The sequence below is a fragment of the Nostoc favosum CHAB5714 genome (genome assembly GCF_020829495.1).
GTDB lineage: Bacteria > Cyanobacteriota > Cyanobacteriia > Cyanobacteriales > Nostocaceae > Nostoc > Nostoc favosum.
The window spans coordinates 278,105-294,329 of record NZ_JAIVFQ010000002.1 but is presented as its reverse complement, the minus strand read 5'-3'; the positions used below and the strand labels follow the sequence as shown (position 1 = coordinate 294,329).

Here is a 16,225-nt window from a genome sequence, read left to right as displayed (position 1 = left end):
ATTTCATAGTAATTATTGACAATGAGGCTTATTCACACATTGAAATCTTCTTGTAAAGATTTTAAAGCTTCAACCTGTCAAAACCAATTACTATCTTTGAGAAAAAAACACTTATGCTCATTGATGATGTTAATAACAATGTGTTGTCAAATAAACAGCTAAATGTTACTTCAATCTCCTCATTAGATAGCTTTAATACGAAAGATGATTACAGCCTCAACTTCAGCAGACGTAGTAGCTATAACTCAGCCGATGCTGATGTGCAGTTGCTAAATAATGGTGACTCTAATGCTTTTAGCTCTCAAAATTATAACTCCACCAATGGCTATGGCTTGATTAATGGAGCAGCAGCAGTGGCTAGAGGTATTGGTCAGAATACCTATGCTGATGTTGCTGATCTTGGTGGCAATAATTGGGGAGCAGACCTTGTTAAAGCACCAGAAGTCTGGGCACAGGGATACACAGGTAAAGGCGTTGTTGTTGCTGTTCTAGATACTGGCGTTGACTATAACCACGAGGATTTAAAAAATAATATCTGGACGAATACCAAGGAAATTGCGGGTAATGGTATTGATGATGATGGCAATAGCTATGTTGATGATAATTACGGCTGGAACTTCTCTGATAAAAACAACAACACCCTAGATAACAACGGTCACGGCACTCATGTTTCCGGCACGATCGCAGGGGAAAATAATAACTACGGTGTCACTGGTATTGCATACAATGCCAAGATTATGCCCGTAAAAGTTTTAAATGAATCTGGCTCTGGTTCCTATAGTTCCATATCTAAAGGTATTCGCTACGCTGTGGATAATGGAGCTAATGTGATTAACCTCAGTTTAGGAGGCGCATCTTCCAATCGCACTTTAGAGTCAGCCATTGACTACGCCAGCAGCAAAGGAGTGATTGTCGTCATGGCAGCAGGTAATGATGGTGACTCATCACCAGACTATCCCGCTCGCTATGCATACAAGTCGGGAATTGCCGTTGGGGCTGTGGATAAAAATAATAATCTGGCCGACTTCTCTAACCGCTCTGGAGCAAATGAAATTTCATACGTCACAGCCCCAGGAGTCAAGGTGTACTCCTCAGTTGCGAATAATCAATATGCCACTTATAGCGGCACGTCTATGGCTGCTCCCCATGTTGCTGGTGTAGTTGCTTTGATGCTTAGTGCTAACCCCAACTTGACTGATGCCCAAGTCCGTCAAATTGTGGCAGAAACCGCAGGAAATAGTACACAAAGTACAAACTCTAGTTCAAATATTTCTAGTTCTGTGCCGAGTCAGGCGATGTCTACGACGGGCTACGCCTACGCAGACACAGCAGAAAATAGTTCACAAAGTACAATCTCTAGTTTCTCTAGTTTTAATATTTCCAATGTTAGCTCTCTGGCAAGGCAGGTGATTTCTAGCAACAACTTGCTAGCTATAAATGCACAAACCATAAATTATCTCACACCACAGACAATTTCTAGTTTTAATAGTTATGATGTCGGTTCTCTAATAGGTCAGGCGATTACAAAAACAGCAGAATATCTCACACCAGAGACTATTTCTAGTTTTAATAGTTATGATGTCAGTTCTCTAATAGGTCATATCATGTCCGCTTGATTGCTTATTAAACCCGAAGAACCCCACCCCGCCAAAGCTACGCTTTGTCTCCCCTCCCCGCAAGCGGGGAGGGGTTGGGGGTGGGGTGTAATGACTGTAGGAATCATAACTAATTATGCGGACATGATATCAGGCGATGTCTAATGACAAGCTGCTAGGCAATTACCTTTACTCTTGGGTGTAGTCGTCAGAAAAACGTTTGTCCCTTGGAATCCTGGGATGATAGCGATTTAATCGATTGGTAGTAATTGGTTTTTTCTGTTCAGCAGAGATATTTCGCCAACCTAAATCTTTGAGGATTCTCCGAGCTGCAACTTCACCTGTTCTACAACCCCCTTCCATATATCCCTGGTAGGACGGAGAGCAGTGTTCACCAGCAAAAAATAGATTACCTACACGTTTTTGTTCAGCTCCACTTATCCCTGTCCATTGTCCGACTAAATAGCAAGCATAGGAGGCTCGTGTGTATTGCTCTCCAGGCCAATAGGCGCGAATGGCTTGACCTTGACGTAGGTTTTTAATTCCGGGGAAAATCCGATCTAATTGTGGTAATAGTATTTCGGCTTGAGATTCTGCTGAACCTTTGCCCAAAGATAAACCATGTTCACCAGCAGTAAAATTAGTAATCAGACCTTTGGGGCCTTTTTGGTAGCGACTGGGTTCCCAGGTGTTTTGAAAGCCTGTATCAGTAAATGTTGCTGCTGTTGAGTTATATTTAGTGCGCCACAATTTTTGTTGATAGGCTGTAATTAATTTGGCATTTGTACCATATCCTAATTCTGCGATCGCTTTCTGTTTGATTGCTGGTAAATTGACTTTCAACTTCACTAAACGCAAAGTGCTAAAGGGCAATGTCAACAAAATTCTTTCATAAGTACGATCAAAGGTTCTATAGCCAGACCGTAAACTAACTCGATAGCGACCATCGGGACGGATACAGATAGCTTCTAATTCTGTGTCAGTTTGTATAACATTTGCTAAGTAATCCGCTAGCAGACGAGGTACTTGGTCGTTACCACCACGAATGGTGTAACGTTCATCACTTTCGCCGTAGACTGAGAATGTATCAGTGTTAGTACCAATCAAAAACACTAGATTCAAACAGGATTGTTCTGCTGCTTCTCGACCATATTCGATAGTATAGGCAACATACAGCATTTCTTGCAGAATGGGATTAATTTTTGCTTGGTCTAAATACTCTGCAATGGAAGTATTATCTAAAGCGAAAGTTGCCTGATTGTAAGAGCGATAAGTTACATCTCCATCCCCAATAGCAACTAAATCCTCCTCAATTTTCTGTGCTAAAGGAATGAAGTAATTAATAATTTCTACTTCAGCAATTTTGCGTCCTTGAAAGTACCATGTTTCTGGCACTAATCCTTTATCAGTAGCGAGTAGATCGACTATTGTTAAACCAAGTTCTTGAGCAAGCGATCGCAATTTACTATGATCTGTATCAATAAATTCTCCACCAAGTTCCACAGTTATGTCAGTACCTGCTGCGTTGGCTAAACTACGTATCCGACCACCAACGCGATTCCTCGCCTCAATGATGTCTACAGGAACCCCAGCTTGACGTAAGCGGTAGGCAGCAGTCAAGCCAGCAATTCCCGCACCCACTACCAGCACTTTGGGAATCGTGGCAAAAGCAGTAGAATCACGTCCATTATGCCAGGTAGCTGTAGCTAATGCGCTTGCTAATCCCAAACCCCCATACAGTAAGCGGCGACGAGTGGTTCTTTGTTTTAAAATATCAACTATCTCATCGGTGGGAATGCCAGTTTTAAGCGATGCCCTCGCAATTTTATAAGCGCGTTGCAAAGATACTATTAGTGCAGACCTAGCCATTAAGCACACCTTTATTGCCGCTAATTATAGCGGTTCTCGTTTACGTGAGATATACCTGTAAGGGCACGGCAGTGCCGTGCCCCTACACCTCGTTATGTAATGTTGTACTCCATCTAAATGGGAACCGCCATATCAAATAAGATTAATAATTGCAGGTTGAAATGACTTTTGTGATGAAGTAATGAAATTAAATATGAAAAATAATTAAATTCTTCTTGAAAGCTTTGGTTTACCAAGACTAATATCATGTCCGCTTGATTGCTTATTAAACCCGAAGAACCCCACCCCGCAAAAGCTACGCTTTCGCTCCCCTCCTGCTTGCGGGGAGGGGTTGGGGGTGGGGTTCTTTTATTATGGGTAACTTGGCGGACATGATATAAATCAGTGTTTTGTGGGATGCTAGGCGTAGCTGATATAGCGGTTGTCGATTGAGTTAAGTACAAGAACCCCTCCCCGCTTGCGAAGAGCTTGCTCTGATGTACCTTGTATGATTAGGAAACGCTATAAAAACAGCAGAGGCTACAAACCTACCTAACGGAAAATGCCTCATTGAACCGCCGCGTCACAGGCTCAGTGATGAATGTCAAAATTGACTTTTTACGAGTGACAATTTCACCTGTAGCAGACATCCCGGGTGTAAATTCTACTTCTTGACCCCGCACGTTCGCTGAGTGTTTACTTAGCTTAATTCTGGTGGGAAAAACTAAGCCTAATTCTTTATCAACAATTGCATTCGGACTGACTTGCATAACTTCCCCATTCACAGTGCCAAATTCCTGAAAAGGGAAAGTCGCCATTTTCACTTTTGCCTTCATTCCTTGACGAATAAACCCAATATCGCGGTTAAGAACTTTCACCTCTAGGAGCATTTCTTCCCCTTCCGGCAAAATTGACAGTAATTCTTCACCTGATTGCACTGGCCCCTTGGTGGCTTTAACTCTGTAAATTGTACCGGCAACGGGAGCCTCAATTGTTTCTAAAGCTTGCTGCTTTCTCGCCTGCTCTAATTGGCCTTGAACAGTTGTCAGTTCTTCTTTACGCTTGTTGAACTGGGTCAAAATTTCACTTTGGCGTTCTGATGCTACACGCTGGGCTTGACTGCGTGCAGCGTTGTAAGCTTGTTCTGCTTGGCGAATTTCTTGGACTTGAGCAGCAATATCTTTTTCTAATGACGTGACTTTATCTTGAGCCTCTGTAATTTTATTTTGGACGTTAATCACTTCATCTTGTGCTCTAGTGATTTCTGTCTCTGCACGAGTTAATCTTTCTTGGGCATCCAAGTAATCGACACGAGGTACAGCACCAGGAGTAATTAGGGTGCGTAGGCTTTTTTCCCTTTCTTGTGCAAGTGCCAAATTACTTTCAATTTTAATTCGGATGCTATTTGTGTTGACAAGGTTGGTTTTGGCATTTGCAACGCTGCTTTTGGCATTAACTAAGTTGTCTTGCAACCGAGTCAAGCGGACTTTGGCTTGATCTATAAGTGCTAGTTGGCGATTTGCTTCTGCTTCCGCCCCTGCTTGACGCGCTTGGAAGTCTTGCAGGCGGGAGCTTAAAAGTTCATCTTGCACTTTCGTCCCAGTAGTTTTGCCTCCGATGCGTTCTGCATCCAAACGTTGCAAATCATCCTGAATCAATCTAGAAGATTTGGCTAGACGGGAAACATCGGTTATTTGCAAGTCTGGATCTTTTTGAACCAGAACTTGACCTTTAGCAACGCGATCGCCTTCTTTCACTTTAACAGCAACAATTGACCCCCCACCCAAGGATGTCACCGGTCTTACCTGCGTGGAAGCAATTAATTCCCCAGGTGCTGTTGCTACTTCATCTATTTGCGAGAAGTACGCCCAGGCGATCGCTCCAAATACGATGATGCTCATCGTTCCCGCTAATAATCTCGTGTACAGGGGCGGCAATTGCTGTACCGCCTTCCCCAACTCGTATGTGAGTTGTTCCTCTGGTTGGGCGAATCGCTCTTTTGTCTGACGTGCTTGAGCAGCATTTACCATATATTTTTGTCCTTTGTCCTTTGTCATTAGTCATTAGTCATTTGTCATTTGTCCTTAGTTATTCACTAATGACCAATGACTAATGACTAATGACTATTCAAACTGCTAGATAACGCCGCAAAAAACTTTCTAATGTCTCCAACTTGAAGTTATAAATCGCCTCCAAATTGGCAATTTCATCTTTTGTACAGAAAAATTCATTTGCTAGCAATGTGCGATAAGTTCCCAAAGCTTTTTGGATTTGGGGATTAATTAAACCCAATGCACTCTGTAACCCATCAATGGCAAATAGTGGTGAGTTAATTATTACTGGCTGTTTGTTGAAGATCCGACCAAAAATCCGGGGAATATCTTCTCGTAATAAAATCTCCGGCCCTCCCACAGGTAAAATCTGGTTGCGAGCGCCTTCAACTGTCACAGAATCCACCACTATCCTTGCTAAATCATCGGTACTGACAATTGAGGTACGGTTTTTGCGATCGCCAATTAGCAAATACAATCCCGTTTCCCGAAATTGTTCTACTAGTGGCAGCAAGTTAGATGCTAATCCAGATGGCCGTAAAATAGTGTAATTTAAGCCACTAGCTGACAAATATCGCTCTACTGCTCGTTTGGCTTTGAACACAGGAGCGTCTTCATATCCGCGATCGGCTCCCAGTACGGAAATAAAGACAAAATGCTCTACGCCATTGGCTTTCGCCTGGTCTATTAGTTCAATATTGGCGCGGTAATCTAAAGATAAGGCATCGCTATCAGAACCGTGGGCGCTGATAACATACTTGACACCCCGACTAGCTTTCTGGATATCTCTTTCTTCTAGCAAGTCACTGATGAAGATTTCTGCACCCCGGTGTTCTAACTCGCTGTAGCGCGATGTCAGGCGGACAAATGCCCGCACAGACTGTTCTCGTTGCCGTAGGAGTCGCACAACTCTGCGACCAATTCCTCCCGTTGCTCCAGTTATTAGAAACATATAAATACCTAAATTGAATAGTTACAGGGTTTATATAAGGGTTCGCTCGTTTGTATGCAATACACTTTGACCTCTCTCCAAACCTCTCTCCTAAGAGGAGAGAGGCTTTGAATCTTACTCCCCTTCCCTACTAGGGAAGGGGTTGGGGGTTAGGTCTCTATTAGCTCAATAAGTCACACCTTATTTATCTTAATCTCTAAAAATTATCCCCCACATCTTTGTAGATGCAGGGGATGCGGTAATGGGATTAATTTTACTGGCTCAACAAGTTAATAGCTTGTTCAAGCGACATCATAGCCTTGTGCAAGTTCAGCAGATTCTCCTGGTCGTATCGGTCAGGATAGCTCATTTTCCTGCCTTCCAAAGTTATCCGAATTAGTGCTGCTTGCTCATCTGTGGGTGAATTCATCTCTTCTATAGCAGAACTGATTACCTGGATAGCGTTAAAGTTAGGGAATTTTAACCCTTTACCTTGCTTCATTTGTTGCAGTGCTAAAAGTCAATACAGTTCAGTTAAGCATTTCTTTCTTTTCTTCCTTTGCGTTCTTTGCGTCCTTTGCGGTTCGTTAAAAAAATTGACTTTGACTAATATTTAAGCCGGAATGAGTCAGCAATTAAGCATATTGCTTTCTCAATATGCTTGATTGCTTGCGGAAAACACCGAAATTAGTAAGTAAAAGCTCATTTTACTTGCGGAAAACACCAAAATGAGAAAGCAAACTGGAGTTTGAGAAAGTAAAAGCTCCTTTTACTTGCGGAAAACACCAAAATGAGAAAGCAAACTGGGGTTTGAGAAAGTAAAAGCTCCTTTTGCTTGCGGAAAACACCAAAATGAGAAAGCAAACACAGCTTTTGAATAAGTCAAATGGCATTTTGAGTAAGTCAAATGACATTTTGCTTATTAAATTCGACGTAACTTAAGTAATTACGTTAAGAAGATTTGTAGGTTGGGTTGAACTTAAGTGTTACCCAACAAAGCCGTGAAAATGTTGGGTTCCCCTGCGGGATCTTGCTACGTTCCTCAACCCAACCTACATTGGAGTTATTTTTTAGGCAAAACTTACGCAGTATTGGCCTGGGTTAGAATCGTTGAAGAAGAATCGATATTTCTTGCAAAAGCCTCGGTATCTAGCAGCGCATTCATCCAAAGTTCGCAAAGACGCGATAAATCGCCGTCTCTTGCCTTAACCGAACCGTATTGCGAGTAGTGATGTGATAACAAAATCCAGGTTGAAAATTTCGGGGTGAGCGAGTCATGAAGTCAGATAAATTATTGTTTAGTCCTCTTGAGAGGACTTTCGCTATTAGCCGTAGGTTTCTAACCTATGGCGGGTAATGGATTCAAATGTGAGCTTCTGAACTCAGGTATTTGCATCATTGCAAAATGTTGGCATTACCCACACGTCCGCCTCAGAATAAATTCTGCGGCTCATAGCGAAAGTCATCTAAAGCTGACTGAAATTCTTGTTTTACCCGCATTTCCAGCCAGAAGTCAGATAAATTATTGTTTAGTCCTCTTGAGAGGACTTTCGCTATTAGCCGTAGGTTTCTAACCTATGGCGGGTAATGGATTCAAATGTGAGCTTCTGAACTCAGGTATTTGCATCATTGCAAAATGTTGGCATTACCCACACGTCCGCTTCAGAATAAATTCTGCGGCTCATAGCGAAAGTCATCTGAAGCTGACTGAAATTCTTGTTTTACCCGCATTTCCAGCCAGAAGTCAGATAAATTATTGTTTAGTCCTCTTGAGAGGACTTTCGCTATTAGCCGTAGGTTTCTAACCTATGGCGGGTAATGGATTCAAATGTGAGCTTCTGAACTCAGGTATTTGCATCATTGCAAAATGTTGGCATTACCCACACGTCCGCCTCAGAATAAATTCTGCGGCTCATAGCGAAAGTCATCTGAAGCTGACTGAAATTCTTGTTTTACCCGCATTTGCAGCCAGAAGTCAGATAAATTATTGTTTAGTCCTCTTGAGAGGACTTTCGCTATTAGCCGTAGGTTTCTAACCTATGGCGGGTAATGGATTCAAATGTGAGCTTCTGGACTCAGGTATTTGCATCATTGCAAAATGTTGGCATTGCCCACACGTCCGCCTCAGAATAAATTCTGCGGCTCATAGCGAAAGTCATCTGAAGCTGACTGAAATTCTTGTTTTACCCGCATTTGCAGCCAGAAGTCAGATAAATTATTGTTTAGTCCTCTTGAGAGGACTTTCGCTATTAGCCGTAGGTTTCTAACCTATGGCGGGTAATGGATTCAAATGTGAGCTTCTGGACTCAGGTATTTGCATCATTGCAAAATGTTGGCATTGCCCACACGTCCGCCTCAGAATAAATTCTGCGGCTCATAGCGAAAGTCATCTGAAGCTGACTGAAATTCTTGTTTTACCCGCATTTGCAGCCAGAGGCTAGAAAGGAGTCTGGAAAAAGTTTTTCTAATTTAAAATCCCCCCACATCTTTGTAGATGCAGGGGGAATATTAACAATTCAAAATTTAAAATTCAAAATTGTTTCAGATGGGGATTTAAACGCTTTGTGCAAACAGCCCACTTCAAAACTATTCAGAAGCTTTATTATTAGCTCTATTAGCCCGCGCCTCAGCCGAAGCCATCACCTCATCAAAATTCTCTAACACTTCGCCAGGGAAGTTTTCCAAAACTCTAGTAGAAAGAGCAACCCGCCCTTTACCCTCATCCAAGTCAATAATTACAGCTTTAATTGGCTGACCAACTTGAAATACCTTTTCTAAAGAGTCGATGAATTTTTGGCTTACCTGCTTGATATGAAGCAAAGCCCCCATTCCATTTAAATCGACAAACACACCAAAAGGTTTGATGCCAGTAACTTTACCTTCCACCAGTTGACCTAGTTCTAATAAACTGAAGTTGCTAGAACGAGTTGCTAATCGCTGGGAAAGGATGAGTTTGTTGGTGTTTTTATTAATTTCCAAAAAGCCTACAGTCAGATTTTGACCTTTGAGTGCTTCTAAATTATCACGCTCTGCCAGGTGCGATCGCGGAATAAACCCCCGCAAGGAGAGAATATCGACAGTGACACCACCTTTATTTACACCCATAACCCGAACTTGCACAGTCTGAGCATTTTCCTGCATTTCGGCCAGTCGTTCCCAGATGTGCTGAATTTCCAACTGCTTTCGAGAAAGGGTGACTTGACCTTCTGCATCCTGATCTCGGATAATCAAAAACTGCATTTCCTCTTGCAATGGCAGCACCTCCGATAAATCGGTAACTGCTCTCAAAGAAGCCTCATCGCGCGGCAAAAAAGCTGACGACTTACCACCAATATCGACATAAGCTCCATCATGGTCAAGTTGGAACACTTTGCCATGTACAACCTGTCCTTTTTGAAACTGGTAGTCGTGTTTTTCTAGTGCTTTAGCAAAATCGTCCATTGTAAACGGCGAATTAGCTGTTTGAGAAAGTTTCGATTCGGAATTCATGACTTTTGGAGATTAATTGTTATTTGATATGGTGCAACTGGAGTTTAGATTGTCATTAGTCACTTGTCGTTTATTATTCACTAATGACTAATGACTAATGACTAATGACTAATGACTAATTCAGTTGACTAAAGAGTTGTTTGACTTGCTCCCAAGCATCAGCAGCAGCTTTAGGATTATAACTGGCACGACGGTCACAGAAAAATCCGTGATCAGCTCCATCGTAGCGAAACACACGATGAGGAATTTTATATTTTTCTAACTCTGCTTCAATCTCATCTACTTGTTCGGGTGGGATGCTAGCATCTTCTGTGCCAAAGAAGGCATAGAGAGTGCCTGGAATTTCTCTGGTGCGGGTAACAGTGGGAGCTACACCTCCTGGTGTGCGAGTGCTAATTCCAGCACCATAGAAGGAAGCTGTAGCTTTAATATCTGGTAAGGTAGCTGCAAGATATGCGACATGACCGCCAAAGCAGAAGCCAATACAGCCAAAGCCATTTTTTTTGACTTGAGGCAGACTTTTGAGGTGGTCAATTGCTACTTGAATATCGCTCAATAACTCTGAGGCTTGAGTTTGCATGGCGTAGCCTCTGCCCGTTTCAATATCTTCGCGTGTGTATCCGGTTTCAAAACCAGGAGCAGTCCGTTGAAAAAGTGCAGGTGCAATTGCTACATACCCAAGTTTGGCAATCCGTTCTGTAACATCCCGAATGTGAACGTTGACACCAAAAATCTCTTGTAATACAACGACTCCTGGGTAAGATCCAGATTCTTTTGGCTCTGCCAAATAAGCAGATACTTGAATATTATCTTGCAAAAGATTAACCGTTGTGGTAATTATTGCTTGCTCTGTCATAATAATTTTTACCAGTGCTGTATGATTAGCCGTGTGTTTATTTGATATAACTATGCCAGTATGCCCAGGTCATTTCCATTTAAATTATCAATTACCAATAAGAGCGCATTAAAAATTTGTACCAGAAAAACTTCATGTGTAAATAAAATATTTGACATGTAGCAAATGTAGCTGGTCAGTAAAAGAGTGTTGAGTTAAAAGTGCTGAGTAGGAAAGCAACACTTAAATACTCCCCACTCTGTACAGATGCGATTAATCGCGTCTCTCCCCACTCAGTATTCAGGAGGTTTGCTGATGATTCAATTCCGTATTCAGCCAGACAGCGAAATTCCCGCATCAACCCAGCTGTTTAATCAAATCCGGTTTGCGATCGCTTCTCGGCAATATCCCCCTGCTTACAAATTGCCAAGCACAAGGGCATTAGCAATGCAAACTGGATTACACCGCAATACCATTAGTAAAGTTTACCGTCAACTAGAAGAAGACGGATTTGTTGAAAGTATGGCTGGTTCAGGAATTTATGTTCGTCCCCAAGGTCATGAGGGCGGTAGTAGACTGCAATCACCAATACTCAAACAAAATCCTGATGCATATCAAGTTGTCCAGAAAGCACTCGATGATTTGCTCACCCAAGGATGTTCACTCAATCAAGCCAGAGAGCTATTTTTAGCGGAAATTGACTGGCGCTTACGTTGTAGTGCGCGGGTACTGGTTGCAGTTCCATCTTATGACATGGGTGCTGGTGAGTTGATGGTTTATGAATTAGAGCGATCGCTAAAAATACCAGTCCAGTTGGTAGCAATGGAAGAATTAACAGCTGTGTTAGATAAAACTACCTCTGCGACAGTAGTCACAAGTCGGTATTTTATCAGTAATGTGGAAGCGATCGCAGCTCCTAAAGCTGCACGGGTAATTCCTCTGGATATCTACGACTACAGCAAAGAACTCAGCCTATTGAAAACCCTACCAAAAGAAAACTGTGTAGGCATAGTTAGCCTCAGTTCCGGGATTGCACGAGCAGCAGAAGTCATCCTCCACGGTCTGCGAGGGGATGAACTACTGGTGATGACTTCGCAACCAAAAGATGCTTATAAACTTCAAGCTATGGTTAAACGGGCTGAGGTAATCATAAGCGATCAAGCCAGTTTTATGGCAGTCCAAGCAGCCGTGCAAGCAGCCGATGAAGATATTATTCGTCCACCAAAGCTGATTAAGGTTGAAAATTATATCGGTACTAACTCGATTAACTTGCTAAAACGAGAACTGGGTTTGAGTTAACCTAAAAATGGTGAAGAGAGGGGAAGAATGACATAAGCGGACACATTTAACAAATAACTCAGGATTATGATTGTGGAAATGCAACCCTACGCTGGTTTGCTGGAAGCAATCAAGTAGATATATATCTGCTGTTTACTATAGCAGTCCTAGTACTTGACCACACCAACTTTGATAGGTAAATAAGTTTGTAGTAAGGACTTTAGTCCTTGTTTTAAGCACCCTTTCTGCTTACTACGTACCAGGCAAAGTTGCTGTCAATCATCCAATAAAGGAATTGTTAAGAGGCAATATGAGTATCCCACTTCTAGACCATCCCATACAAGAGAAACTAGTGACCGTGGCTGATGTTTCTTGGGAAGAATTTAAAGGTATTGAGGCACAGTTAAAAGACAACCGCAATGTCCGACTCTTCTATTTGTCAGAAATATTAGAAATTATGTCGCCCATTGGTGAAAAACATGAGTACGTGAAAAGAACTCTCAGCTACTTGCTAGAAGCTTACATGAGAGAGTTAGGAATCCGGTTCTACGGTCGTGGAGGTTTTACTCTAGAAGAACCTGGGTATGCTTCTGGCACACCAGATGAATCTTACTGTATTGGTAGCAATAAAGAAACGCCAGACATTGTTATTGAAGTTATTGTTACTAGTGGCACCATTAATCGAAAAGAGTTATACAAACCCAAGAAAGCGCCTGAAGTTTGGTTCTGGAAATCTGACCAGATAAAGATATTCCGTTTAAATGCGACTGGCGAGTATGAAGAAGTAAACCGTAGTGGTTTCTTCCCGAATTTAGACCCAGCTTTGTTGCTGCAATATATCGGACATCCTGACCAGTACGACGCTATTGCCGAATTTGTGCAGGCTATCCGAAAATAACATTTTGGAACTGACCGTGACGCAAAAGCAGGTAACGAGTGTCTCAATAATGGGTTTATCCAGAACGAATCGCACCACGTATTTCAGCACGATACATAATTAACTTTTTTAAAAGTTCATTGATTAAATAGCAACTAAAAGTATATTGTGAAGTTCATCAAGACTTTCTAAGAGGATGTTTGAAAAGTCCTAAAGTATACTATAAACCCCTTTCCAAACCTCTCCCCGTTGGTGTCAGCCTGTCTTAGGCAAGCAAAGAGATGCTTTGAAACCCCCATTCCCTTGTAGAGAAGGGAGCTAAGGGGGTTATATTTCCGAGGCTTAGATGTTACCAAAAATACTTTTCAAACATCCTCTAATACCGTATAAACATAAAAGGTTTTAACCATGCTCAAAATTAAAAGATCAACTGGTTTATGGATTACTAGTTTTGTAATAGTTCTAACGCTTTTCTTTGGCTTTTTTTCAAAGCAATTCGTTGCCCTAGCTCAATTCTCCGCACCTAAAATACAAACACCCGATTGTGTTACAGATGGACTTACTCAGGGTGTTATCGGCTACAGGTTAGTTGGTAATACATTTTACTATGTTCGACGATTAGCAACTGTACCTGATGGATCTGTAGATGACTTTGGTGTGAATGCAGGTGGAGATGCATTAGAATTCTTTTGTCTTACCGACACTCCTCAAACAAGCTTAGGTAAGAGTGCCGTTTGTTTATCTGGAGAGAATTGTCCCTGGAGATAAATACTGTAACTAGCATTGCACCTCAACCTTTTCAAACCTGCAATGACATTTTTCGATATGACTAAAGAACAATTCTTTGCGACGGCAGTTGCTTCAAGTCGGGAAACCCGCCCAACGCACTGCCTCGCCTTTGCATGAGGGTAATTCATACTTTCAATCAGCAATGCCCGAAAAATAAGTTAACTCCCTTGCGGCTCTAGGGTGTTAATTTGCAAAAACTTTTGTACCCCTTGCAAGTAGGTTGGAGCATCTTCCAACATCGGAAAATGGGCTGTGTTGGGAATCATCACAAATTCCACTTTGTCACTCAGTGCAGCTGCTTGACGCCCCATCTCGGCTGGAATAATCTTGTCATACTCCCCCGCCACGAGTAGAGTCGGTACTGTCAGCTTGGCAAACTCTTGCGGCATCACTTCAGCTTGAGCCTTACTGACTGAAGTAAAAATTGTACCCAAAGCTGCATCGTAATCTGCTTCGAGAAAATCTTGCAAAAAAGCTTGACGCTCAGAATGTGGTATTGAACTATGCAGAAATCTAGCCATAAACATCTGGTCAACAAATGGAATTTTGCTTAACCACTTGGGACGAAATTTTACTACATAGCCACCAAATTTATGAAAGGCACTAAAGGATTTTTCATCGTACTCAAAAACACCGCTACAGGTTAAAATTCCTCGTTCCACTCGTTGGGGGTAGCGGTTAAAAAATAAAGTAGCAACAGACGCGCCCATCGAGTGAGCATTGATATAAACACGCTGAAGATGCAACCCATCTAACAAAGCTGCCAAATCATCAGCGTATTCCTCTAATTCATAGGTTAACTCTCTGATTGCCTCTGATTCTTCCTGGGGGGACTCAGATTCGGCAACAGCTTCACTTGCTTCGGCTATGGTTGGCTTCCCACCAGAACGACCAAATCCCCGCATATCGTACAGTAAACAATCAAATTGCTTCGATAAAGCATCAGCAGTATTTTGCCAATATCTAGCCGAACCAGCCCAACCGTGCATGAAAATCATCACTGGTTTCACCAAAGAACCAGATGGTTTTTTCACCCATTCGTAGTAATGCTCAACGCCACGAACATTAATATAAGGCATTAGTCATTAATCCTTTGTCAGTTGTCATTAGTCATTTGTCCTTGGTACATAGTTATTATTCCTTAGTTTTTGCCCAATGACTAATGACCAATGACTAATGACTATTAGGCTGATTCTGGTTTCGGCAGTGAAGATGGATGTATTATCAGTTCGGCAGTCGATCGCTTCTCGACCATTTCCCTTGTAACTGTACAGCGTGTCACATCCTTACGAGATGGTAACTCGTACATAACATCCAGCATCAGTTCTTCGACAATACCGCGTAATGCTCTAGCACCAGTTTTACGACGGTAGGCTTCTTGAGCGATCGCTCGTAAAGCATCTGGTTTAAAATCTAACTGGACATTATCCATCTTCAGCAGTTTTTGGTACTGCTTCACTAAGGCGCTGCGTGGTTGGGTGAGAATCGCCATCAACGCTTCTTCATCTAGCGGATCTACTACTGCTACCATTGGCACGCGCCCAATAAATTCGGGAATCATGCCAAATTTTACTAGATCATCTGGTGCTAAATGGCGGAGAGTATCTGCTGCCCGTTTTTCCTTCGATTGGCCTTCTCCAGGTTGCACAAAGCCTATTGCTTTTTTGCCAACTCTCTGATCCACAACCTTTTCTAAGCCTACGAAAGCACCACCACAGACGAACAAAATATTACTTGTATCAATCTGGATGCAGTCTTGATAGGGATGCTTGCGCCCTCCTTGGGGTGGTACATTGGCGATCGTTCCCTCTAACATTTTCAGCAAGGCTTGCTGCACACCTTCGCCAGAAACATCGCGGGTAATTGACGGGTTCTCACTCTTGCGAGCAATTTTGTCAATTTCATCAATGTAGATAATTCCTCGCTGCGCTTCCTCTATATCCAAATCTGCCACTTGCAACAGTCGCAGCAAGATATTTTCCACATCTTCTCCCACATATCCCGCTTCTGTCAGCGTCGTAGCATCAGCGACGGCAAAGGGTACATCCAGGATTTTCGCTAGGGTTTGCGCTAAGAGAGTTTTGCCGCAACCAGTCGGGCCAATCAACAAAATGTTGGACTTTTGCAGTTCTACAGCATCATCTGCCGCAGCTTTGCCACTGGTTTTAGACTGAATCACTGCCAACCGTTTATAGTGATTGTAAACGGCTACTGACAGGACTTTTTTGGCTTCGTCTTGACCAATAACGTGTTCGTCTAGATACTTTTTAATCTCTCTTGGCTTGGGTATTTGATTAAACGAAATACTAGAAGATTGGGTACGCCGTTTTTGAGGTGGTTCTGCTCTTGGTGCCGGTTGTGCTGCCGCACCATTGGTATCGAGTAACTCCTCGTCTAGTATTTCATTACACAAGTCAACGCATTCATCGCAGATGTAGACTCCCGGCCCCGCGATTAATTTACGCACCTGCTCTTGAGACTTGCCGCAAAACGAACATTTTAAATGGGAGTCGTACTTAGACATACCAGCCT

Annotated in this window: 12 protein-coding genes; 4 read left to right on the top strand and 8 right to left on the bottom strand. The window is 42.4% G+C overall.

Annotation, left to right across the window (positions count from 1 at the left end; translation table 11 throughout):
* Positions 1-113 precede the first annotated feature (113 nt).
* On the top strand, positions 114-1,616 hold the full coding sequence (locus LC586_RS02860) for a S8 family peptidase (protein ID WP_229482854.1): 1,503 nt from the start codon (positions 114-116) through the stop codon (positions 1,614-1,616).
* Between the two features lie 168 nt (positions 1,617-1,784).
* Here LC586_RS02860 and LC586_RS02855 read toward each other — a convergent pair whose 3' ends face one another.
* The 6 genes from LC586_RS02855 to LC586_RS02830 form a co-directional block, all read right to left on the bottom strand.
* Complete coding sequence (locus tag LC586_RS02855) at positions 1,785-3,464, bottom strand: flavin monoamine oxidase family protein (protein ID WP_229482852.1); 1,680 nt, start codon at positions 3,462-3,464, stop codon at positions 1,785-1,787.
* Positions 3,465-3,991: 527 nt separating this feature from the next.
* Positions 3,992-5,500 (bottom strand): beta-barrel domain-containing protein, encoded by a 1,509-nt coding sequence (locus tag LC586_RS02850; RefSeq protein WP_229482850.1) that lies wholly within the window; start codon positions 5,498-5,500, stop codon positions 3,992-3,994.
* 70 nt (positions 5,501-5,570) lie between these two features.
* Positions 5,571-6,446, bottom strand: coding sequence for an SDR family oxidoreductase (locus LC586_RS02845; RefSeq protein WP_229482848.1), 876 nt, complete (start codon positions 6,444-6,446; stop codon positions 5,571-5,573).
* A gap of 253 nt (positions 6,447-6,699) precedes the next feature.
* Entirely contained in the window at positions 6,700-6,927 is a 228-nt protein-coding gene (locus tag LC586_RS02840) for a hypothetical protein (protein WP_229482846.1), read from the bottom strand.
* 2,084 nt (positions 6,928-9,011) lie between these two features.
* On the bottom strand, positions 9,012-9,914 hold the full coding sequence (locus LC586_RS02835; RefSeq protein ID WP_229482845.1) for a S1 RNA-binding domain-containing protein: 903 nt from the start codon (positions 9,912-9,914) through the stop codon (positions 9,012-9,014).
* 115 nt (positions 9,915-10,029) lie between these two features.
* Positions 10,030-10,770: a dienelactone hydrolase family protein gene (locus LC586_RS02830; RefSeq protein ID WP_229482844.1), complete on the bottom strand. Its 741-nt coding sequence runs from the start codon at positions 10,768-10,770 to the stop codon at positions 10,030-10,032.
* A 294-nt stretch (positions 10,771-11,064) separates the two neighbouring features.
* On the opposite strand from LC586_RS02830, the gene LC586_RS02825 reads away from it, so the two are divergent.
* The 3 genes from LC586_RS02825 to LC586_RS02815 all read left to right on the top strand — a co-directional run bounded on the left by LC586_RS02825 (position 11,065) and on the right by LC586_RS02815 (position 13,672).
* Positions 11,065-12,048: a GntR family transcriptional regulator gene (locus tag LC586_RS02825; protein ID WP_229482843.1), complete on the top strand. Its 984-nt coding sequence runs from the start codon at positions 11,065-11,067 to the stop codon at positions 12,046-12,048.
* Between the two features lie 289 nt (positions 12,049-12,337).
* Positions 12,338-12,925 carry a Uma2 family endonuclease gene (locus tag LC586_RS02820; protein ID WP_229482842.1) on the top strand — a complete coding sequence of 196 codons (588 nt, stop codon included), beginning with the start codon at positions 12,338-12,340 and terminating at the stop codon, positions 12,923-12,925.
* Positions 12,926-13,312: 387 nt separating this feature from the next.
* Entirely contained in the window at positions 13,313-13,672 is a 360-nt protein-coding gene (locus LC586_RS02815; RefSeq protein WP_229482841.1) for a hypothetical protein, read from the top strand.
* Between the two features lie 179 nt (positions 13,673-13,851).
* Here LC586_RS02815 and LC586_RS02810 read toward each other — a convergent pair whose 3' ends face one another.
* Positions 13,852-14,772, bottom strand: coding sequence for an alpha/beta fold hydrolase (locus LC586_RS02810; RefSeq protein ID WP_229482840.1), 921 nt, complete (start codon positions 14,770-14,772; stop codon positions 13,852-13,854).
* Positions 14,773-14,876: 104 nt separating this feature from the next.
* Positions 14,877-16,217 carry an ATP-dependent protease ATP-binding subunit ClpX gene (clpX, locus tag LC586_RS02805; protein ID WP_229482839.1) on the bottom strand — a complete coding sequence of 447 codons (1,341 nt, stop codon included), beginning with the start codon at positions 16,215-16,217 and terminating at the stop codon, positions 14,877-14,879.
* Between the last annotated feature and the right edge of the window lie 8 nt (positions 16,218-16,225).